This window comes from Leptospira harrisiae (assembly GCF_002811945.1).
Taxonomy (GTDB): domain Bacteria; phylum Spirochaetota; class Leptospiria; order Leptospirales; family Leptospiraceae; genus Leptospira_A; species Leptospira_A harrisiae.
Genome location: NZ_NPDX01000002.1, coordinates 75,588 through 96,158, shown reverse-complemented (window position 1 = coordinate 96,158; position 20,571 = coordinate 75,588). Strand labels below are relative to the sequence as shown.

At 38.1% G+C, this 20,571-nt stretch carries 27 protein-coding genes and 1 tRNA gene; 12 read left to right on the top strand and 16 right to left on the bottom strand.

What is annotated here, in order from left to right; all coding sequences use genetic code 11:
* Window positions 1-3: 3 nt before the first annotated feature.
* Complete coding sequence (locus CH364_RS10255) at window positions 4-495, top strand: TerB family tellurite resistance protein (RefSeq protein WP_423790178.1); 492 nt, start codon at window positions 4-6, stop codon at window positions 493-495.
* A 59-nt stretch (window positions 496-554) separates the two neighbouring features.
* On the opposite strand, the gene CH364_RS10250 is transcribed toward CH364_RS10255, so the two are convergent.
* Window positions 555-1,265 carry a class I SAM-dependent methyltransferase gene (locus tag CH364_RS10250; protein ID WP_207762260.1) on the bottom strand — a complete coding sequence of 237 codons (711 nt, stop codon included), beginning with the start codon at window positions 1,263-1,265 and terminating at the stop codon, window positions 555-557.
* A gap of 23 nt (window positions 1,266-1,288) precedes the next feature.
* On the opposite strand from CH364_RS10250, the gene CH364_RS10245 reads away from it, so the two are divergent.
* The 3 genes from CH364_RS10245 to CH364_RS10235 are packed head-to-tail and all read left to right on the top strand — an operon-like array spanning window position 1,289 to window position 3,695.
* Window positions 1,289-1,762, top strand: a complete 474-nt coding sequence (locus tag CH364_RS10245) for a TIGR04452 family lipoprotein (protein WP_100743816.1) — start codon at window positions 1,289-1,291, stop codon at window positions 1,760-1,762.
* An 11-nt stretch (window positions 1,763-1,773) separates the two neighbouring features.
* Window positions 1,774-3,018: a serine hydrolase domain-containing protein gene (locus tag CH364_RS10240; protein WP_100743815.1), complete on the top strand. Its 1,245-nt coding sequence runs from the start codon at window positions 1,774-1,776 to the stop codon at window positions 3,016-3,018.
* Window positions 3,019-3,020: 2 nt separating this feature from the next.
* Window positions 3,021-3,695, top strand: a complete 675-nt coding sequence (locus CH364_RS10235) for an START domain-containing protein (RefSeq protein ID WP_100743814.1) — start codon at window positions 3,021-3,023, stop codon at window positions 3,693-3,695.
* Window positions 3,696-3,775: 80 nt separating this feature from the next.
* On the opposite strand, the gene CH364_RS10230 is transcribed toward CH364_RS10235, so the two are convergent.
* Both CH364_RS10230 and CH364_RS10225 read right to left on the bottom strand, forming a co-directional pair.
* Window positions 3,776-4,438: a hypothetical protein gene (locus CH364_RS10230; protein WP_100743813.1), complete on the bottom strand. Its 663-nt coding sequence runs from the start codon at window positions 4,436-4,438 to the stop codon at window positions 3,776-3,778.
* 16 nt (window positions 4,439-4,454) lie between these two features.
* Complete coding sequence (locus tag CH364_RS10225) at window positions 4,455-5,237, bottom strand: hypothetical protein (protein ID WP_100743812.1); 783 nt, start codon at window positions 5,235-5,237, stop codon at window positions 4,455-4,457.
* A 376-nt stretch (window positions 5,238-5,613) separates the two neighbouring features.
* Here CH364_RS10225 and CH364_RS18640 point away from each other — a divergent pair, with 376 nt between their 5' ends.
* Window positions 5,614-5,871, top strand: a complete 258-nt coding sequence (locus CH364_RS18640) for a hypothetical protein (RefSeq protein ID WP_125178694.1) — start codon at window positions 5,614-5,616, stop codon at window positions 5,869-5,871.
* Between the two features lie 125 nt (window positions 5,872-5,996).
* On the opposite strand, the gene CH364_RS10215 is transcribed toward CH364_RS18640, so the two are convergent.
* Entirely contained in the window at window positions 5,997-7,673 is a 1,677-nt protein-coding gene (locus CH364_RS10215) for an acyl-CoA dehydrogenase family protein (protein ID WP_100743810.1), read from the bottom strand.
* A 132-nt stretch (window positions 7,674-7,805) separates the two neighbouring features.
* Here CH364_RS10215 and CH364_RS10210 point away from each other — a divergent pair, with 132 nt between their 5' ends.
* Window positions 7,806-8,282 carry a crossover junction endodeoxyribonuclease RuvC gene (locus CH364_RS10210; protein ID WP_100743809.1) on the top strand — a complete coding sequence of 159 codons (477 nt, stop codon included), beginning with the start codon at window positions 7,806-7,808 and terminating at the stop codon, window positions 8,280-8,282.
* On the opposite strand, the gene CH364_RS10205 is transcribed toward CH364_RS10210, so the two are convergent.
* Window positions 8,274-9,023 carry an SDR family oxidoreductase gene (locus tag CH364_RS10205; RefSeq protein ID WP_100744722.1) on the bottom strand — a complete coding sequence of 250 codons (750 nt, stop codon included), beginning with the start codon at window positions 9,021-9,023 and terminating at the stop codon, window positions 8,274-8,276. The two genes, CH364_RS10210 and CH364_RS10205, sit on opposite strands and share 9 nt — an antisense overlap.
* A 138-nt stretch (window positions 9,024-9,161) precedes the next feature.
* Here CH364_RS10205 and CH364_RS10200 point away from each other — a divergent pair, with 138 nt between their 5' ends.
* Window positions 9,162-9,752, top strand: coding sequence for a TetR/AcrR family transcriptional regulator (locus CH364_RS10200; RefSeq protein WP_100743808.1), 591 nt, complete (start codon window positions 9,162-9,164; stop codon window positions 9,750-9,752).
* A gap of 171 nt (window positions 9,753-9,923) precedes the next feature.
* On the opposite strand, the gene CH364_RS10195 is transcribed toward CH364_RS10200, so the two are convergent.
* From CH364_RS10195 to CH364_RS10180, 4 genes are all read right to left on the bottom strand, one after another.
* Window positions 9,924-10,454 carry a DUF1697 domain-containing protein gene (locus CH364_RS10195; protein WP_100743807.1) on the bottom strand — a complete coding sequence of 177 codons (531 nt, stop codon included), beginning with the start codon at window positions 10,452-10,454 and terminating at the stop codon, window positions 9,924-9,926.
* A 39-nt stretch (window positions 10,455-10,493) separates the two neighbouring features.
* The gene (locus CH364_RS10190; RefSeq protein ID WP_100743806.1) at window positions 10,494-10,892 is read right to left on the bottom strand and encodes a type II toxin-antitoxin system VapC family toxin; all 399 of its coding nucleotides are present in this window, start codon (window positions 10,890-10,892) and stop codon (window positions 10,494-10,496) included.
* Window positions 10,876-11,154: a FitA-like ribbon-helix-helix domain-containing protein gene (locus CH364_RS10185; RefSeq protein WP_100743805.1), complete on the bottom strand. Its 279-nt coding sequence runs from the start codon at window positions 11,152-11,154 to the stop codon at window positions 10,876-10,878. The genes CH364_RS10190 and CH364_RS10185 overlap by 17 nt, the downstream gene beginning before the upstream one ends.
* Before the next feature lie 243 nt (window positions 11,155-11,397).
* Entirely contained in the window at window positions 11,398-12,381 is a 984-nt protein-coding gene (locus tag CH364_RS10180; protein WP_243401342.1) for an arylesterase, read from the bottom strand.
* 155 nt (window positions 12,382-12,536) lie between these two features.
* On the opposite strand from CH364_RS10180, the gene CH364_RS10175 reads away from it, so the two are divergent.
* The gene (locus CH364_RS10175; protein WP_100743803.1) at window positions 12,537-12,827 is read left to right on the top strand and encodes an LIMLP_16025 family protein; all 291 of its coding nucleotides are present in this window, start codon (window positions 12,537-12,539) and stop codon (window positions 12,825-12,827) included.
* A gap of 95 nt (window positions 12,828-12,922) precedes the next feature.
* On the opposite strand, the gene CH364_RS10170 is transcribed toward CH364_RS10175, so the two are convergent.
* Together CH364_RS10170 and sixA are read right to left on the bottom strand one after the other, a co-directional pair.
* A tRNA-Pro gene (locus CH364_RS10170) sits at window positions 12,923-12,994 on the bottom strand.
* A gap of 63 nt (window positions 12,995-13,057) precedes the next feature.
* Window positions 13,058-13,546, bottom strand: coding sequence for a phosphohistidine phosphatase SixA (gene sixA / locus CH364_RS10165; protein WP_100743802.1), 489 nt, complete (start codon window positions 13,544-13,546; stop codon window positions 13,058-13,060).
* Window positions 13,547-13,618: 72 nt separating this feature from the next.
* Here sixA and CH364_RS10160 point away from each other — a divergent pair, with 72 nt between their 5' ends.
* The 4 genes from CH364_RS10160 to CH364_RS10145 are packed head-to-tail and all read left to right on the top strand — an operon-like array spanning window position 13,619 to window position 16,174.
* On the top strand, window positions 13,619-14,137 hold the full coding sequence (locus CH364_RS10160) for an RNA pyrophosphohydrolase (protein WP_100743801.1): 519 nt from the start codon (window positions 13,619-13,621) through the stop codon (window positions 14,135-14,137).
* A gap of 21 nt (window positions 14,138-14,158) precedes the next feature.
* Window positions 14,159-14,446, top strand: coding sequence for an acylphosphatase (locus tag CH364_RS10155; RefSeq protein ID WP_100743800.1), 288 nt, complete (start codon window positions 14,159-14,161; stop codon window positions 14,444-14,446).
* A gap of 1 nt (window position 14,447) precedes the next feature.
* A complete protein-coding gene (locus CH364_RS10150; RefSeq protein WP_100743799.1) occupies window positions 14,448-15,464 on the top strand; it encodes an aldo/keto reductase in 1,017 nt (338 codons plus the stop codon).
* Between the two features lie 14 nt (window positions 15,465-15,478).
* The gene (locus tag CH364_RS10145) at window positions 15,479-16,174 is read left to right on the top strand and encodes a hypothetical protein (RefSeq protein WP_100743798.1); all 696 of its coding nucleotides are present in this window, start codon (window positions 15,479-15,481) and stop codon (window positions 16,172-16,174) included.
* 55 nt (window positions 16,175-16,229) lie between these two features.
* Here CH364_RS10145 and CH364_RS10140 read toward each other — a convergent pair whose 3' ends face one another.
* Genes CH364_RS10140 through CH364_RS10120 form a run of 5 tightly spaced genes read right to left on the bottom strand, consistent with a single transcriptional unit; the run spans window position 16,230 to window position 20,527 of the window.
* The gene (locus CH364_RS10140; RefSeq protein WP_100743797.1) at window positions 16,230-16,943 is read right to left on the bottom strand and encodes a histidine phosphatase family protein; all 714 of its coding nucleotides are present in this window, start codon (window positions 16,941-16,943) and stop codon (window positions 16,230-16,232) included.
* Entirely contained in the window at window positions 16,944-17,375 is a 432-nt protein-coding gene (locus tag CH364_RS10135; protein ID WP_100743796.1) for a hypothetical protein, read from the bottom strand. It lies immediately after the preceding gene.
* A complete protein-coding gene (locus CH364_RS10130) occupies window positions 17,365-18,396 on the bottom strand; it encodes a phosphotransferase family protein (protein WP_100743795.1) in 1,032 nt (343 codons plus the stop codon). The genes CH364_RS10135 and CH364_RS10130 overlap by 11 nt, the downstream gene beginning before the upstream one ends.
* 6 nt (window positions 18,397-18,402) lie before the next feature.
* Complete coding sequence (locus tag CH364_RS10125; RefSeq protein ID WP_100743794.1) at window positions 18,403-19,578, bottom strand: acyl-CoA dehydrogenase family protein; 1,176 nt, start codon at window positions 19,576-19,578, stop codon at window positions 18,403-18,405.
* A 46-nt stretch (window positions 19,579-19,624) separates the two neighbouring features.
* Window positions 19,625-20,527, bottom strand: a complete 903-nt coding sequence (locus tag CH364_RS10120; protein WP_100743793.1) for a LysM peptidoglycan-binding domain-containing M23 family metallopeptidase — start codon at window positions 20,525-20,527, stop codon at window positions 19,625-19,627.
* Between the last annotated feature and the right edge of the window lie 44 nt (window positions 20,528-20,571).

Sequence of the window (20,571 nt, the reverse complement as noted above, 5' to 3'; positions counted from 1 at the left end):
GTTATGGCAAAGAAAATCGTTCAAAATTTGAAACAAGTCAAGGGAAACAAAAAGAGACATCCAGAATCCATCCAATCGACTTTGGATATCGAAAGTGACCTTCATATTGAATATGCCAAAGTCCTTCTCAGTTTATGGTCCTATGCTTGTCATGCTGATGGGCAGTTCAAAAAGAAAGAAGGCGAAATTGTTGGGGAACTTGTGAACGTACTGTTCGAACCGGATTGCCTACTCAGCGGCTTCCAAACCCAAAAAAAACAAGTTTTAGATATCTTATCAAAAACTTTTGAAAATCCACTCCCTATGAAGACTATTACCAAGGTTGTTTCTGACAACGATGAGTATGCTTTGAATTTTTTTGAAGACGCTGTCTGTATTGTTGCCTCCGACGGGTCACTCAATCAAGAGGAAATTCGTTTTTTGGAAGATTTAGCTACCGAATTAAAAATCAGTCATATGGATAAAGTCAGAGTTGAAAAAAAATATTTAAGTTGAGATCGTAAAAACCTCCCTATAAAACAATCGTTTTCAAATACCAGGGCATCTCACGATGATCAATGCCTTGGTTTGGAATAACAAATCCAGTGACGATCGGTGATTGTTTCTAAATTCAATTTTGAATCAAGCCTTACAACCTCTAACATTTCTTTTACTTCTTCTAGTCGATAAGCCGCAAGCAAACTATTATAAAAATCTCTTTTCAAAACTTCAGGTTCATCATTCGCATAACGCTCTACTAGTTGATTTGCAATGTTAAGTGAATCTGGTCGTATCAAATCAGAAATAAAGATAAAACTTTCTGGTTGTATGGACCTTTGCACCGCAGCCCAAAATTCAAATGGATCATACAAATGGTGCAATAGGGAATTAGAAAATACTAAATCATACGGGGATTCAGGAACAAAATCCTGAATGAGTTCTTTTTTAAATTCAATTTTTTTGTTTCTTTTTTTTGAAACCAATGTACCCATACGCTTCTTACAAAGATCTAACATGAACTCAGAACCATCTAAAAACGTAAAATTTCCATTCGGAAATTGTGAATACAAACGAGAAGACATATCTCCAGGTCCACAACCTAAATCCAAAATGGATTCAGGAGTAAACCTTTGAGGAAGTCTATCTTGAAATTTACGTATCAGGAAGGAATGAGCTGTTTCGAAGTCAGCATTGGCATAGGACTCTACTTGAGTAGGTTCTTCCATAAGTTCTGGCTCTGGAATTCGAATCATGTGGTGAAAGGAAAAGTTAACAGACCGTTTCATTTTATACTAAGGATAAAATTCTCATGAGACAAATTTTTCTATCCATTCTTTTCTTTGTCTTTCTGACAAATTGTATGCTCACAGAAGCAATTGGTGTTCCAACGTATGGTGCCATCAAAGGTTCAGAGGCCAAAAAAAGGATTTCCGAAGCAATTTTTGAGGCGGAAACTACCGCTTCTTCCTTTTGGTTAGCACAATCTGGAATGAAAGGTGGCCAAGGACCCATCTCACCTCTCCTCCTGATCAATGGTTTTCTAGCAAAAATTCTATATTCGTATCTTGCAAAAGTTGAAGATGAAGAATTTTTTATGGAATCCTCTGTTTTACAGTGTGAATCAGATATTCGTACCAAAGGTGCATTAGTTTTGGGTTCTATATATGATGGTTTAACGACTGTTGGGGGAGTATCGCGTGATGCATTATTGTTACCTGAATTTGCCTCCTGCGACCTGGATCGCACCGGAAAAATCATCACTTTGGAACCAATCCGCTTTTAAATGAGGTAACTATGAAATCAAAAATTTGTATAATATTCGTAATGTTTGTTTCTTCTTTTTTAGTGAATTGTCAAAAACCTGTGTCAACAGATAAGGACACTCAATCAGTTCTTATTGCCGGAATTTTTGGATCCTGTTTTAGTCTCGATAGTTGTTTTGATCAATACGCAAAAACAACGGACGAAGGTGCCAGTTTCCAAGTATTCGATCAGTCAGGTAACAGAATTTATGCGAGACAATCCGTTTTAGATTACAGTACTTATCGACCGATTGCTTCTGGATCAAAATGGGTAACTGCAATTACTGCTATGAGGGCCATAGATTGTAACACCAATAGTGGCACTTTTGCAAACTGTGGTTCAGTGACCACTGGGACCTGTGCCACCGGTGGTACTTTATCTTTAAGTAGGACTACGGGAGATATTCTTGGTTGGACTGGGACAAAGGGAACAATTACGCTTCGTCAGTTATTATCTTTTACCTCGGGATTGAATGCCGGAGGTGGAAATGGTTCAGGACAAGCGACTTGTATTTCTACACTACCAGTCGGTGCTTCCGGTACACAAAAAGATACTTGTGTCAATGAAATCCGAGATCTATCTACCGGAACACCTGGCGCTTTGTTCCAATACAATTCCAATCACATGGCAGTCGCACAACGTATGTTAGAAGTATCATGCGGAAAAACATGGAACACCATTTTCACGCAACTCATTCTCACTCCATTGGGATGGGATGCAAGCCAAGCGGTTTGGAAAGGAAATACTAGATCTGCGGAAGATACAGATGGGAGTCTGTCTGGAGCCTATGGCCTTTCAATTTCTCCAGAACATTATGCAAGAATGATCAACGCACTCCTTACAAATGGGACCGCAAAAAATGCAGCAGGGGGAAATATTGCCAATTTTCTTTCCACAACTTCTGTGACTGAAATTTTAGCAGACCAGTACCAAGGTGCAAAAATTGGATACTCTCAATTTTCTGCCTTTGGGTATCGTTGGCAATATGGCCTTGGCAACTGGCGATTTTGTACCATTACGGATATACCCGCAGAATGCGACCGTGATTTAATTTCGCACAGTATTGGAATCAATGGATTCTATCCATGGATCGATAAAAATAGAAATTACATGGCAATTCTCGCTGTAAATAATTCGGGAAGAAAAAATGGATTGAGTTTGTTGCCGGCATCGTCAACCTCATTATTCTTTGCCGAAACAGTGAGACCACTCATCCATCTACAAATAGGTAAGTAACCATGACAAAAAAACAAATTCTAATCATTTCTTTGATAGGAATTTCCTTTCTATCAAATCTATCATCACTCTTTGCCCAATCAGCCGAATGGTCGGAGTCAAAACGTAAAAAAGGAATCCAAGTATTCACTCGTCCTTTTGCAGGTTCTAACTTAGATGAATTTTTAGGTCGAACAGAAATTGATGCGTCCATTTCTCAAGTCATAGCTCTGTTGACTGACCCCGCTTCTTGCAAAAATCTTTATCACCAATGCAAAGAACTCACTGTACTTTCTGGCACAGAAAAAAAATCAATAGTGTACCTTCGTAACGGTGCACCTTGGCCAGTGAATGATCGAGATTTGATTATGGACAGGGGATTTGAACAAAACGATAAAACCTTGGCAACCGTAATGAAAATCAAACGCCTTGATTCCAATGCACGTCCGACTCCCTCTGGAGTCACTCGAATGGAAAACTTTGAAGGTGTTTGGCGAATCATTCCTCAATCAAATGGAAAACTAAAAGTAGAATACCAAGCTCATTTTGAACCAGGCGGATCTGTACCACAATCGGTTATCAATTTAGTTTTAACTGACACACCTTATGAATCACTTTTAAATTTAAAAACATTAGTTGAAGAAGGAAAACATAAGGATACAAAATTTGATTGGATCAAAGAACCAACAAAAAACTAAATTCAATCGCTGATTGACTTAGATTTCTAAGACCAACTATATTGACATCACCAAGAATTTTATTTAATTTGTAAGTGATGTCAGAAGGCCGTTCTAAATCCATAACTGACAAAATTGGAACCACAATTTGGATCGGGTGGGCAATACAATCCAAATACACCTGACCGGTGGTGCACTCGTAAAAACAATTCGGTTTTTCTTTCAAATGGCAAATAGGAACTAAATTCCACCATCATATAATTCAACAAAGTCCTAGATTCAATGGCATCTTTTTGTAATCCATCCAAATAGTATCCTTTTGCTTTATTTTCTAATTTTGGATTTTCCGAGGCAAGTGAGAGTCCTTCGCCTAACGACAAACTGAAAGGAGAACCGTACATACGATCAATTTTTACAATATAAAATCCATTCACTTCCCAATGATTCATTTCTCCAAAATGTTTGGTAACATTTCCTTCCCAGAGAAAATCGAACCATCGAATACGGTAATCCAAAGGTCGTGAGATTCCTAAACTTCCAATATAGGATTCTTTGTAGTCGGTTTTTTGGCGAAATACGATGGGGATAAGGTCTGTGGTAGTAAAGATTCCGCCATACAAAACCATACTCCAATTTTCTTTTGGTATGGAAACGGAATGAAGATCTCGCAATGGATACACCCCAGAGACAAAAGCAAAAGATAAAAACACAAATAATTTATAAAAAGTTATGCGAATGAATTTTATATTTTGGAACTGGATCAAATGAAAAATACCTATGTTATGGTTGAAACCAATCTTGGTTCCTTTTTTCCCATTCCTTCAATTGCGAATGGATGTTGTCGTAATTTTGAAGGAAGAGTCTCTTAAGGAATGTTTCATATTCTTTGCAGTTTTCTATTTGAGATTGTTCGAGGGATTCTCTTAATTTAGTAGGTTTTTCTTGTGTACAGTATTTTTGGAGTGTAGATGGATAACGATTCGAATTAATAGCAGGTCCTACAATGCTTGATCCAGTTCCAATATAAAAAGGCATAGGAGCCCAAATGGTTTCATGAGTTGATAAAAAAGAAATTCTATAGAGATTTGTTTCGCCAGATGTCCAAACTAATTCCGCTTCTGCCTCCATAGTGCCATAATATAACATAGTTAAAGCAAGTAAACTCACTCCGATACTATAAAATGGCCTTTGACTTTCTTTTCGAATGACAACCGTAAGATTATCTATATTAGATAATTCAAATCCGCGATCCCATCTTGGTAGTTCATTTGGATCGATTGGCTTTTCTTGCTTTGGTTTGGGTGCAAATTTTGGATCTGGTTCTGGGAGCGGAATCGTTGTCAAATCTGCTACATTCTCATTCCCATCTAACAAAATAGCAGGTGGAACAGGAAAAACTTCATTAAAAACTTTAGCGAGAATAGGATCTGTCGTCGTCCATCTAATCGATATCATTTTATTTTTGGAAAGTTTTGCCTCAGAACTCAACTCAGGCATTGGTGTTTTGCAAGAGAAGTTCAAAACAGAAAAAATAAGAAAATAAAATATTTGTCGTAGAATCATATTAAGTTTAGTTTCAAAATTTTGTTTTGTATTATCCTAAATTCTTTTCGTGTGATCTTAAAAACATAAACAAAAATGAAAAAAGTAAAATAAATAAGATTACTGTATCTCAAATTAGACTTCCAAAATGAAAATGAATAGGAGATTATCCTTCTGAATTTTATCGATATTTCAGCAAATATCCATCCGAATCTATAACATAAAACTCACGCAATTCCCAAGGATTGTCCATTCGATGCGTATTTTTATGGACAATTCCCTTTATTTTGTAATATCCATACAAGGATTGAACTTTACATCGCAAAACAGAAGTCATCTGCTGAATCTAATTGACAAAAAATCGAATTTAGTTTCTGATACTCACGAGAAATTACATATGAAAATGATCAAATATTTAATTCTTCTATTGTCCATGATTCTATTGGCAAATTGCGATCGAGGCATTGCAAATGTAACAGGGAAATGTGATAAAGAAAAGAAAAAATCCAATCTATGCTTAGTTTCCACAGTTCTTGCTTGTGAAAAAAGTCCCGATGCTGAGCGTTATCGAAAATTAGGCATTAATATCTGTACTAATTTTGATGGATATTTGTTTATGATTAATGCGTTTTGTGACGTACCTGGAGAATGCTAACGTAAGCAAGAGACTATCCGATTATTTTGGCTTAGGTATAAAAAAAGCCCGATTTCTCGGGCTTTTCCTTTATTTTGCCGATGGAGTTTGTAAATCCTATCGACTCACATACACTTAGTTTCTAACTAAGAAGCGAGTGCTTGGTCAAGTAGGTCTTTCGCAACAACACGAAGAGCCATTACTTCTTCCGCACCTTCAAAGATAGAGAATACACGAGCATCAACAAAATATCTTGATACTGGATATTCTTCCGCATAACCCATACCACCATGAATTTGCATTGCTTCACGAGTGACCCACTCAGCGATTTTGGATGCATACAACTTAACAAGTGTTGCTTCCATTTGGCCTTTGTGTTCATCGAGTAATGTTGCTACATAGTTAGTATACTGGCGAGTTGCTTGGACAATCATTGCCATCTTCGCAATTTTGAACTTTGTTAAAGTATAATCGTAAATTGGTTTTGCGAATACTTTACGTTCTTGGGAATAACGAAGTGCGGCTTCTAGAGCGGCTTGCATCACACCGTTAGCACGAGCTGCGGTTTGGATACGTCCACCGGCAAATCCTTCCATTTGGAAGTAGAATCCTTTTCCACGTCCTGCATCCCCACCAAGAAGGTTTTCTTTTGGAACAAAATAATCTTCGAAAGAAACTTCGTAAGAGTGCATTCCTCGGTAACCAATGGTTCCGATTGCTTTTCCTTGGATGGTTCCGCCGCCGTCTTGTTTGTAATTGAATTCGTGGCCATCAAAAGATGGTTTTTCAGCCAGTAGGATGGAAAGACCTCTGTGTTTGAGACTTGGATCAGATTCTGTACGGCAAAGGATAAGTAGGAGGTTCGCATAACCTGCGAATGTGCACCAAGTTTTTACACCGTTGATTACAAATCCACCGTCTACTTCTTTTGCAGTTACAGAAACTCCAGCAACGTCAGAACCGTAGTTAGGTTCTGTTACCATAATTCCTGCGAATTTTTCACCGGAAGCAAGTAGTGGTAACCATTTGTTTTTTTGTTCTTCTGTTCCCCCTTTGAGGAGGGCCTTGGACATAATTTCTGGTCTTGTGATAAGAGATCCAGCAGCTCCAAGGGAACCACGAGAAAGTTCTTCCGTTACCACTAACATGGAAATGTTATCTGGGCGGTCATCTGGTTGGATTCCACCAAACTGTTCTGGAATACAAAGTCCAAAACAACCCATGTCTTTTAATCCGTTGATGATTTCTTGTGGGATCAGGTCGTCATGTCTGTGGACATGTTCTGCATGTGGAACCACTACGTTTTCAGCAAAATCTTTGAAAATTCCGCGAAAGTTTTCATGGTCTTCGGAAAGTCCATAAGCACCGAAGTGTCCAAGATCAATAATCTTGTCTACAATGGCCTCGTAGTTTTCCATTTTGGATGCTGCTTCAACGTAAACATTGATTTCATCAGAAAAAAGTTTGGAGAATAGTTCTTGGTATGTGAGTTCATATTCAGCAGGACGAGCTGCCAGTTCAGAACGAATGTTAGAAACAGTTTCGGCTGCAAAAGTAAGAGCCATTTTCTGTTCCATTTCACCAGTTCCCTTGGACGCATCCCAAGCATAAACGATAAAGTTCTCAGCAACACGTTGTTGAGCCGTCATCCAAGCCAATTGGTAAAACACATGTTGCGTTTTGTCCATTTTGCTTACGGATACTTTGCCGTTATCGGAATTTTTCTGAGCTAGTCGTTTGGTAACTTCATTAAGGAGGGCGGCTTGGGCACTAAGAGCCTTCTCCGCCTGGGATTTTTCGAGTTTCACTGCCGTTGCGGTCATGTGTTTAACGTTCCTGCGGTGGTTTTCTTCCACTATACGGAAAGAAAGTACCTTGTCATTTTCATTTTTAGACTAGGTTTTGGGTCGGGGAGGGCCAAACTGGACAAAAGTTGGGGCTAAGGAAAGAAATTATTGAAAATCATAGGCATTGATCCCGGATCCCACCGTGTAGGGTATGCGATTCTTTCTTTTCCCGAAGGCATGCGTCGTAATCCAAAGCTTTTAACTTACGGAACGATTGAAGTGGCACCGAAAACCCCGTCCCCAGACAATCTCCTCCAAATCAGAAAGGAACTAATGGACATTCTTTCGGAATACCAACCGGAAACAGCCGCAGTGGAAGAACTGTTCTTTGTTCAGAACACGACAACGGGGATGAAGGTTTCGGAATCTCGCGGGGTCATTTTACTTTCTCTCGGAGAAAAACAAATCCCTGTGGTTTCTCTCACGGCCACACAAATCAAAAAAGGAATTTCCGCCAAAGGGAACGCTACCAAAAAAGAAGTTCGGGCAGCAATCCAAATGATTTTAGGATTTAAAGATCTGAAAGGCCACGACGACTCATGGGACGCCATCGCTTGTGCCTTTGTGGGTCGGTCTTTAGTTTGAAGCACTCCTAGCTTGGTTCATAGACAAAAAGATTTCATTTTTTTGTTCCCGACTTGCATTCGCTGAAACGGTAGAAAATCCAGTGGTGATTTCTAATTCCCCATTTCGCAGGCCTTCCATAACACTATTTGCATATTCATCTAAGTTTAGTCCCGCCGTATGTGTGTTAGGGATTCCTAAATCTGTATCTACCATTGGTGGAGAAACTTCAATCACTTCAATTGGTTGGTTACGAAATTGAAATCGTAACGTCAATGTGAAGGAATGTAAGGCCGCTTTTGTCGCACTGTACACAGGCGCATAAGCCAAAGGAATATGTGACAATCCAGAGGTTGTATTGAGAATGGCTGCATTTTTCTTTGCAAACAGGTGTTTAGCGAATAACATGGAGAGATGGATAGGAGCTCCCAAATTCACATCAATTTCCTTTCCTAAATCTGTCCAAGGTTCTAGTTCACCAAGTTTAGGATACCTTTGTATGCCTGCGTTATTGAATAACACATTCAGTTCCGGAAAATCCTTTGTGGTTTGTTGAAACAACTTTTCCCTTTCTTCCGGACGAGAGATATCAAAAAGATATGTTCCCCATTTAGGATAAGATTTCCGAATCTCTTCCATTTTCGTTTCGTTTGTTCCGCAAATTAGAATTTGGTTTCCCAAATCAGAGAATCGTTTGGCAAGAGCAAGGCCGATCCCACTCGTTCCCCCAGTGATGAGGATTGTATTTCCATTCAATTGCATATATTTTACCGTTTCCTTAGTTACATTTACAATATTTTGTAAGTTACAAAAAGTCAAGTCCGTAAGTTTCGAAACTAACGTTTTTTTCATTTTGTAATTTGAGATTGACCCCCAAGATTTCGATTTGATCCTTTCCTTATGCCAAGAACCGGTCTCACAGCCTCGGAAATCCAAGACAAGGCCGTGGAAATTGCCATAAACCAAATGCGGGCCAAGGGTTTTGAAAAGGTTCGATTGGTGGACGTTGCGAAAGAAATGGGGATTAGCCACGCGGCCCTCTATTCCCATTTTCAGGACAAAACAGCTCTATTCGACGCTGTTTCCGAAAGGTGGCTTGTGAAGTTAGATGAAAAACAAGACCTTCTCGTGGCAGAAAAACGAGACCCCATCCAAAAGATCCTCACTTGGTTTCTAAACCTCCACCGAATGAAATTGGAAAAAGTAAAACTGGATCCCGAGTTGTATAAAGCTTTTGATATGGCGGCAGAAGAATCCAAGCCCTTTATCCAAACTCATTTGACCAATATGCAAACCCAAATGTCGAAATTGGTTACCGAAGCCATAAACCAAAAGAAAATCAAAAAACGTGATGTGAACCTTGTAGCAGAAATTCTGATTTCTGCAGGAGCGGCTTTCACCCACCCCAAACTTGTGGCTCAGCATTGCGGGGAGAACAGAGAACTGTTGTTAGTTGATACGATTGAAGCGGTATTAAAGGGATTAGGCTGAGATGATAATCAATGTAGAAACTTATCTGAGAAGTAATTTCGAGATAATTACTAAATATGGGAAGCTTTCCAAAACAGTAGATTATACTACCAAACCACTGGCCGATTTAAAATCCTTCTCTTCAAAATAAATTCTATAGATTAGGGAAAATGTTGGATCTCTAAATTATTGTTACTCTGTTTCTCCTGCTAAAAACCTAGCAGTATTTACATTTCGTATCGTCATGGATTTGTACAGTTTATGACTGATGAGTTTCGCCAGTTGGCTTTTGTTTACATTTTCTCGTTTGATATTCCAAAAGAGGGCACCTTTTACATAACGAATTTCTAAAAATTCTATTTTGAGAGGAAGTTCCTCAATGATTTTTTTGGAATCAGCTTCTGGAAATAAATAGGCAACATCCGTTTTTTGTGTTGGATCATTCTGCCATTCCTCGGGGATAGCACTGACAATTTTTATCATTTCCTTTTCTGTCTTCACAAGAGTGGGAATTTCAAAATCAAAAGTTTTCTCAAAACTCTTTTGTATTTTAATAAGTACGTTCTTTGCGTCAAGATTGGATTCAAAGATAATATTACCAGAATTGATATAAGTAGAAACGTTTGTAAATCCTAAGGATTCAAAAAGGTTTCGGAGTTTTTTCATTTCTACCTTTCTGTTTCCTCCAACATTGATCCCTCTGAGCAGTGCGATGTATTTCATGGTGGCGTTAGGTGGAAAAATTAGGAAGATATACTGCCTTCATTTACTCCAATTCTCGATTCTTAAATCGGGAATCATGGAAAAGTGTCTTTCGTTATTAGTAACTAATGTGTAATTTAGAAATAAAGCAGTAGATCCGATTAATAAATCGAAATCATCAACAATATTTCCTTTTTTCTGTAATACGGCTTTCACTTCGCCAAATGTTTCGACAATTCCTTTAGTCAATTCGACAACGTGGAAAAGTTCGCCAATTCTATATACGGTTGCTAAATTCTTTTCTCTACTTTTTGATTTTTTCGCACCAAAGATTAACTCACCATAAGTAATGACGGAAATTGCTTTTGAAGTATGCTTTTTTTCGATGAGATTTTTCTGAACTTTCTCATTTCCCTTGAGACTATAAATGATAATATCTGTATCAATCAAAAAGCTCATCTGTGACCTTTGATCTATTTTTTTTAGATCTTGATGATCGAATGTCGGATATGATTTCTTTTGCGGTTTTTTCATCGTGCCAAGAATTTGTAAGTTTTAGAAATTCAACAGTTTGTCTCTCTGTTTCAAGATTATCTCTTTTTAAATGACTTTCAATGATCATGACTACTTCTTGACTGACAGATCGATGTTCCAACTCTGCCCTTCTCTTTAATGATTCGTATAGCCTGTCATCAATATCTCTAACTTGAAGATTTGCCATATTTAATAACCAATCGTAATTCTATTCAAATTCATGAATTTGCAAGCATTTTTCATACATTCTCTGGTCTGAACTTTAGGGCATTCTAAACTAAGAGAGCACGGCCTTACATTTCTCACCTTTTTTTAACTAATATAGTAAAAAAGGTTTAGAATTTGTTTTTTAATTCATGTATAAAAAAAATTTAATACGACAGCACCTCTCATCACCATCGTATCCTAAAACTAATTCAAAATCGTTCCCTTACGGCCTTGGGCAAACCAAAAGGAAATCTTCAAACACTTGCGAAATCAAAAGTTTGTTTTTAAAAACAAGCCCCGTGCTTCCTGCTGATATTTCTGCGCCTTCATTGGCATACACTTCCGTAACTTCTTTTGTTTCTGGATTGATTTTAAAAACACGAGTGGGTGCTAAATTCGTTCGGTTCATCACGTGACGAATGAATTTATAAGTGGAATCGTGGGCCGCAAGCCATAACATTCCATTTTCATCTTCTAAAATATTATCAGGGCCTGCGCCAATGGCTATGGATTCCAAATACTTTAAATTGATTTTACCAGAATTTCGTTCCACTTGGTACACTCGAATGGCTTTTTCAGAAAATACGGATCGATACAACAATTCATCATTTCCTTTTTTACGAATGTAAATTCCATTCCCAAGCATCACGGGAACACCAAGTGTTTGGAATGTTTTTCCATCATAGTAAGATACGTCGGCCCGACCACTTCGGATGATCATGTCCCAATACTTACGAAAGGCATTACTAGTTCCATTATCATTGGAGGCAAAAATCTCTCCGGCTTCGTTCATAAAAATATCGTTTGGACTTGTGAGAGTGGGATCACTCAATGTTTTGGTAAATGTCCATTTGCCTGACTTGGAACGTTCAAAAATTTCGATGGTATGTGGGTTTTCATCTACTAATGTATGAGAGATAACAGCTAAGGTATCGACACCGTTAACTTTCGCATAACTAATTCCATGCGGACGAAAGTTTTCAGGATAATTGGTTTCTATTTTTTTTGCTTCCAATTTTCCATCGGGATTGGTTAACGATACTTCGAACAATGCACCAATATCTTTTAGTCCATTGCGACGTTCATGGGACGAAACAATCACTGTAGAGGTATCTCGGATGAGATCCAAATCTTCAGGACCCGGAGTTCCTGAAATTCGTTCACAACCAACAATTGGTTTTTCTTGGATGGGGCTACTGCAGTTCACAAACAGAAAAACTAGGGTCGAAATGGAAATGAAAGTCCATAGGGTTTTTACACGCATCCGACCATTTTAGCCCAGGAATTCAGAATCCTCCAGAAAATTCTTTCTGGACATTATTGTGCACTGCAAAATAATGGAATGATAAGGAGTAACATCCGATGAGCAATGTGGAAAACAAGCTACAAGATATCGTAAATGCTGGGATTGGCGCCGTCAAAACTTCCAAAGAAGTCTGGGAGAAACTGGTAGTTGACTTAAATGAGAAAAAAAGCAAATTTGAAACTAACTTTCAAAAGCTAAAAGAACAAGGCGAAAGCGATACAAGTGATAATGCCCTCAAAGTAAAAATGGGAATTGCTTGGGGAATCGTCCGTATTGATGAACTCAAAGACAACGTAGTTAAATATTTAGATAAAGTAAAAGAAGGAAATCAAAACAAACCTTCATAAGTTTTTAGTTTTTTTTGTATCTCACCATCCTGAATTTTCTTCCGGCAGGTTTGTTCGCAGGCCTGCTGGGTTTTTTAAATCCAAACTTTTGAACTTCGGAGTGACCGGATTTGAACCGGCGACCCCTTGCCCCCCAGACAAGTGCGCTACCGCTGCGCTACACCCCGTGTTCTGGAATCCAAAAACATTACGATCTATGTTGGGTCAAGTCTTACTGACAAATTAAGAATTCAAAGCCCAAGATTGTCTGGTGAAATGGCCCAAATAATTTGACCATGTGCAAATTTTTCCCGAGCTACATTGATGGCAATGGTAGACCCAGGTTGGAAGATTAAATTCTCTGCAGCACTGGAATTTCCCAAAAGTTTTGCGGCGAAATATGTGATGTCTGGATTGTGTCCGACTAACAGAACTGTGTCGGAATTTGTAAAATTGACTAAACAAGAGATAATATCAGTACAACCTTTACCTGCAAGTAAATCATCTGAGGCAACCATTTCACAGCCATACTTTAATTCTTCGGAAAGGATTTCTGCAGTATGTTTGGTTCTTGTATACGGACTATAGTATACTTGTTTGACTGCTAAGGAAGAATTTTTAATGAACTTTCCGATTTTATGAATATCACTGACACCTTTATCTGTTAGATCCCGCTGTGAATCGGAAACTGCTGGACCTGGGTTTTCAGCCTCTCCGTGACGAACCAAAATGATCTTCATAGTACTTCCTAAGTCCAAGATTGGAACCAAGGACTGGCGGAGAAACAAAAAATTAAGGAATTTCTTGCGAAAATGGATGATAGACCTATTCTAAGGAATATGACAGACAAACCCTACCGCAAAAATGTAGGCATGGTGGTTTTTAATTCTTTAGGCAAAGTCATTGTAGGCGAACGAGTACAATTCCCAGGTTCTTGGCAATTTCCTCAAGGTGGAATCGATGAAAATGAGGATTATTTGGAAGCCGCTAAACGAGAATTATATGAAGAATTGGGAATCAAAAAAGCAACCTATGTAACCGAATATCCCGATTGGATTCCCTATGATTTTCCGAATTCTTTAGGTCTCAATTCTCACTTACAAAAATTCCGCGGGCAATTACAAAGATGGATTTTATTTTATTGGAATGGAACATTAGATGAATGTGATTTGGTCCACCATGAACAAGAGTTTTTAACGGTCCAATTTATGGAAATCGAAGATACTATCCTTTCCGTTGTTGAGTTCAAACGAGCCGTCTACGAGAAGTTTGTCCCTCTTTTTAAATCTGCCATTCAAAATTACATTGCAGAGAATTCAAAATCCAAGTAAGTTCTAGAAAGGAGACTATCTTTGGGAAAATCAGAAGAAGCAAGAGCGAGAATATTAATACGAGGAATCGTACAAGGGGTAGGATTTCGTTACTATATCCTCCAAAAAGCCCAAGAGATGAGACTCAAAGGTTATACACAAAACTTACCCAATGGGGAAGTCGAAGCAGTGGTTGAAGGTGATAAACTTTTTATAGAAGATTTGTATAGAGCCATGCAACGTGGGCCCACAAAAGCAAAAGTAAAAGATCACGTTATAGAATGGAGTGATCCAAAAAATCAATTCAGAACATTTTTAATCAAAAAATAACATGAAAAAACGAAGACTTGGAAAAACAGGAATGGTGGTATCCGAAATTTGTATGGGCACCATGACATTTGGCTCCTCGTGTAACGAGGATGAGGCGTTTCGAATTTTGGATCGTGCTTACGATGCCGGAATTGATTTTTATGATACCGCGGAAATTTATCCTGTGCCTCCTCAAAAATCTTGGGTGCATCGAACTGAAGAAATTTTTGGAAAGTGGCTCAAAACAAAACCTCGAGATGGTATCATTCTCGCAACGAAAGTCGCAGGCCCAGGACACGGTTGGTTTAGTCCCCCACTCCGCGAAGGAAAAACTGCACTAGACAAGTACCATATTCGTCGTGCGATTGAAGGTTCCTTACAAAGATTAGGTATTGAAACTATTGATTTGTATCAAACACATTGGCCAGACCATGATGTTGCTTATGATGAAACCATGGAAGTTTTGACAGAACTAAAAGAAGAAGGAAAAATTAGGTATGCCGGTTGTTCCAACGAAACTTCTTTTGGGCTGATGAAAAGCCTTTGGACTTCAGACAAATACAATCTAATTCGTTATGATTCCATTCAAAATAACTTTTCCATTTTGAATCGTCGTTTCGAAGATGAGTTAGCACAAGTTTGCCGAAAAGAAGGAGTATCTTTATTACCTTATTCTCCTCTTGCTGGTGGAGTCCTCACAGGAAAATACAACGGGACTGTTCCTCCGGAAGGGGCTAGGTTTGTTCGTTATATTGCCGAAGGAGAGAGACAGCGACGGATGGCCAGTCGTTTCTTAAATGAAAACACTTTGGCAGCCACTGCAGACCTAATGAAAATTGCGGAAAAATATGGAATGAGTGCCACTGTCCTTTCTGTCGCTTGGAGCAAACAACATGACTTTGTTGCTTCGACGATAATAGGAGCCAATACAGTCGCACAACTGGACGAGTCTTTAAAAGCAACTGATGTCATTTTGTCTGATGAAATTCTATCGGAAATCAATCTTGTTTCTAAGAAGATCCAATACCCAATGGGTTGAGGTAAATAAAATCAATGAGTTCTAATTCTTACGAAGATCATTCAGAAAAAAGTTTCGATATAGATGGAGAATCAAATCCATCAGATAAAAAAATTTCCAAGTTAGAAAAGATTACTTCAGGAATTTTTCGGAAGGTTTTGATTTTATTTTTAATTACTTATCTCTTTCCGGAATGTTCTAGTTTTGGACCAAAAAATGCACAGAGTAGTCTCATCATTCTTCACATGACGATTGTTAAGGATGAAATGGTTTTAGATGAACTCATTGATCCTAGATTCCAGAAAGTTACTCTTAGAAAAGGTGATAAATCCTTTGAATACAATGAAAGTTCGGAACACTACTATTACTTCCAAAATTTAAAGGAAGGTCAGTACGAAATTTATGATGCCGTCCATCTTTTGAATCGTGGTGCATCGGACTTTGCATTTGGAAGTACAAAACAACCCACAAAAATAGATATCGATTTTGACCGAGCCGATATTGAAAAATCAAGAGTTGATCTACAACCAGGAACTGTTGTTTTTATGGGAAGTTTTCACGTCACCGTTGATTTTAAATTCCAAGAAGAACCAAAAATCGCAATTCGTTATAGTAAATCGAATGAAGAAGAATTAGCAGCGATGGAACATTTGTATAAAAATTATCCGAGAACTGGTTGGGGACAAAAAGCAAAAAATAGAGTCAAACTTCTATCCTCCTTTGCCCAATAACTTCACCAATTCGTCATTATACGTTTTTTCAAATGAACTTAGTTTCAGGTTAATTTCAAACTAAGGTAACTAAATCTGGATCTTGTAAATGGGGTGTGTTGTTCCAACTCACAGGCTCCCAATGATCTTTTTCCCGTCTAAAAATACTGAGAGAAGAATTGGTAATCGATTTCATAAATACGGGAAATTCGACAGGTTGCATTTTACAAGATAGACCCATCATAATCGCTATAGGAGTACTAGAAGAAACTACTAACGTACTTTTTACATCGTTCGGTATCTCTTTCGGGCCAGAAGAAACTTTATCTACGTATTCTTTGAATGTATAAGGTTCTACAGGATCCCAAACTCCATGAACCCAATCGTGTAAAACAGTTTGAATGAGTTCTTGGAAATAGTCTCTTGTTTCCTCTTTTCCGTCTTCCCAGGCTTTTTTATAAGATTCGTACAATTTTGCAAAGTTACCATTCGCATGACGAATCTTAGCCGCAAGACCAAGCCACATTTTGGAATCAAATTCGTCCCAAGCTGGATTTTCTATTGGTTCTGGAATACAAAACTGGTCTTTTGAAAAACTTTCAATGATTCCTTGTGCAGTTTGTTTTTGTCGGTTGAGACTACCTGTGTATACAGAATCAAATTCGATTCTTTGGTTTTTGAAGTATTCTCCCAGTAATTTTGCTTGTTTCCAACCGTGTTCTGTTAGTTGATCATAGTTTTTCCCAAGACGATCTGCCTGCCCATGACGGACCAAATACAGTAAAGACATTTATGTTTGGAACCTCGGATTGGAAATACTGAGCGATTCTTTTAATCGGTCTTTCGCAAAATTCCAAATCTTTCCTCCGGGTTTAATGTCCGAATTTGTTTTGTCTTTAGATAGTCTACGAATCATTGCTGAGAATTCTTTGTTCCAAGTAAATAGAAGATTGTATTTTTCCTTACGAGTTAAATTTGAAAATTGTTCCGAATTAAAATTTGATTCCAAATCAGAAATTTTTAAATTTAAACTTAGAATTTGATGAAAATCCGATTCAAATTCTTTCGACTCCGTTTCTCTAGCAATCACACCCAACATATTCCAAGAAACTAATGTTTTGTAAGATAACAATTCATCACCTTCCAATTTTGGAAGAAGTTCTTTCATCAAAAAATCTTGAATGGTTGATATGAGTTCTTTTGTTTCTGGTCTATATTGCATTACTAATTTCCTCGATGAGTCTCATTGCTTCCCATTCCATTTCAGCGGTTCGTCGGCCGATGGCAGCAAGTTCGATTCCTTTGTCTTTACCTGATAAATGCCTCTCTGTCTGTTGTGCACTTCCAATGGCCCAGCGAACATTCCCCATAATTTCCCAGAAAGTTACTTTAAACGGATCCACTGGAATACCGGAAGTGTTTTGATAAGCTTTATAAAAATCTTTCCGATCTCCAAAGCCACCGACTTCTTTGTTAAGTCTGCCAAATCGCCAGTCGCGCATACACAACCAAGCGATGTCTTCGTGCCGATCCCCAAAGTGCGCAAATTCATAATCTAAAATCCCTTGGAGTCCTTCTGCATTCATCATAAAATTTCCAGTGCGAAAATCACCGTGGACTAAGACGATTTCATCAATCGATGGTGCATTTGATTCCAACCAAAACAAACACAATTCAATGGCCGGGTGTGCTTCAGGAAGTTCGTCTAACGATTGTCTTAGATCTAATAGTGCAATAGAAATATAATTTTCAATAGTAACAAGTTTTAGTTTTTGTTTAAGTTCTTCATCAGAAACTGAACTTGGTTTTACTGTATGAAGTTTTGCCAAGTTTTCGGCTAGATCTACTACCATCCGAGTTTTTCGATAAGAATCTAATTCCTTATCTTTTGTAATGTACCGTCCGGTGGCTTTGCCTCCAATTTTTTCCATTAGAAAAAAAGGAGAACCAATGATATCAGGGGTTTCTTCCAAATGCACTGGAATCGGTGTTTTTACTCCAGCTTTGTAAACAAGTTCGGCTACTTTAAATTCATCTCGTTTAGACAAAGAAGAAAGTAAACTTGCCCCTTTGTCCGTACGTAAAACTAACGACTGTTTCCCGGATTTGGAAATTAAGTCCAATGCATAATTATCTTGGCAAGCACCTCCACTCAAATGTTGTATTTGTGAGACTTTTACATTGTCTTTCCAAATAGAAGATAAGTGGAGTTCTACTTTTTCTTGTAATTCCTTAATTTCCATGAATCCTTAAAAGTCCCATTTTTCAGAAATGTAGTTTCGACCAATGACCATCTTATGAACTTCGGATGGTCCATCGGCAATTCTTGCGGCTCTTGCATCCCTGTAAAACAATTCTAAAGGAAGATCTCTCGAATATCCTTTGCCTCCGCAGATTTGGATGCCCATATCGATGGTATTACACAAAGACTCACTCACTTTCCATTTTGCCATAGAAGTTTCTTGGCGCGCATCTTTTCCTTTTTGAAGTAACCAAGCAGCTTTCAAAGTCAAAAGGAATGCCATTTCAATTTCAGTAGCACGTTCTGCAAACATCCATTGAATTCCTTGGTGGTCAGCAATTCGGGAACTAAAAACTTCTCGTTCTTTCGCATAACTACGTGCAATGGATAATGCGCGTCTGGCCATTCCTGTCCAACGCATACAGTGAGTCAAACGTGCAGGACCGAGTCTCTCTTGGGAAAGACGAAAACCTTCACCTATACGTCCAAGAATCATATCTTCGGGAACTTCTACATTTTCAAAATTAAGTTCGCAGTGTCCGCCTGGTCCATGGGAACCCATAAGTTCAATTTCTCGAACCATAGTGTAACCTTTGGCATCCGTTGGAACAAGGAACATAGTTGTTTTACGGAAACTTCCATTTACCTTCGCCATTACAATTAAATACTTAGCACCATTGGCTCCAGTGCAGTACCACTTACGGCCATTGAGAATATATTTATCTCCATGTTTTTCCGCATTTGTTTGTAATGTGGTTGGATCAGAACCTGCACCAGGCGCTGGTTCTGTCATTGCAAAGCCAGTCCTTAAATCACCTTTGATGAGTGGATGGAGAATTAATTCTTTTTGTTTTTCTGTGGCAGCAATCGAAAGTAAATGCATATTTCCTTCATCTGGTGCATCACAATTAAATATGTATGGTGCTATAGGTGAACGACCTAGTTCACTAAAGATAATGCAGGTTCCAATCAAATCTAAACCCAATCCACCCTCAGATTTTGGAAGATGTGGAGTCCAAAAACCAGCTGCCTTTACTTTAGCACGCGCTTGTTGGTTAATATCTTCTGGCATTCGACCTTTTTCATAATCATAATGTTTTTCCAGAGGGATGATTTCATTTGTAATGAAGTCTCGGATGTTTTTGCGAAGTGTTTCCACTTCTTGTGAAATTTCAAAGTCCATTGATTCCCAGAATTACAAAAATCAATAAGTAACGTAAAATCTTTTTTTAATGAGATCGAAAAATAGGTCTTTCACGTTTTGAATTTCTTCTAATTTCAAAATGCAAATGTGGACCGGTCGCTCTACCTGTTTGACCAACTTCCGCAATTTTTTGGCCCTTTTTTACTTTCTGACCTACATTAATATTAAAATCAAAAAGATGACCATAACGAGTTTCATATCCTAAGTTGTGTTTTAAGATGATTAAATTTCCATAACCACCTTGTTTCCCTTTGAATATAACTTCGCCTTCCATAGAAGCAAATACGTCTGATCCTTGTTCGGCGGCTAAATCTATCCCACCATGAAATGTGTCTTTTTTTGTAAATGGATCTGCTCGTTTTCCAAAACCTGAAGAGATTCTTGCTTCCGTTAATGGAAATTGAAATCCAAATCCATAAAAAAATGATTTTTCGGATTTTCCCATCGATATGCCAGGCAAAAACCATTTTTCTCTTTCTGTATCATATTGTAATTTATTTGAATCAATATTATATTTTTCAGCTAATGTTAGTTTTGTTTTCTCATCACCTGTTGTTTCTTCGGGATGAAAGGTTCCACGCATGTTAGGAATTTCTAAGATCATTCCTGGAGACAAATCATGGGGTGAACTAAGCTCGTTGACGGAAGAAAGAGTTTCCAAATCCATTCCTGTGCGAGCCATTATTTTAAAAAAATTATCTTCCTTACGAACTTTGTATTCATAGTATTTGAGGGGAATGAGCTCCTCTTTTTTTGCACCAGACTTGGAGATCCGTAAATTTTCTTTGATTTCAGAACGAAGATTTTTTAGCGAAGGATTGGTGTATTCCAAATTTGCCAAAGAAAGAGGGCTGGAAATAAGCGAGGGAAATGCGCTTAGAGTGAATAGAAACAGGGCCCATTTTGGAAAATTTGTGGTTTTAGACATAATCTTCTTATTTGAATATCGGCCATTTCCCAAAAAAACGATGA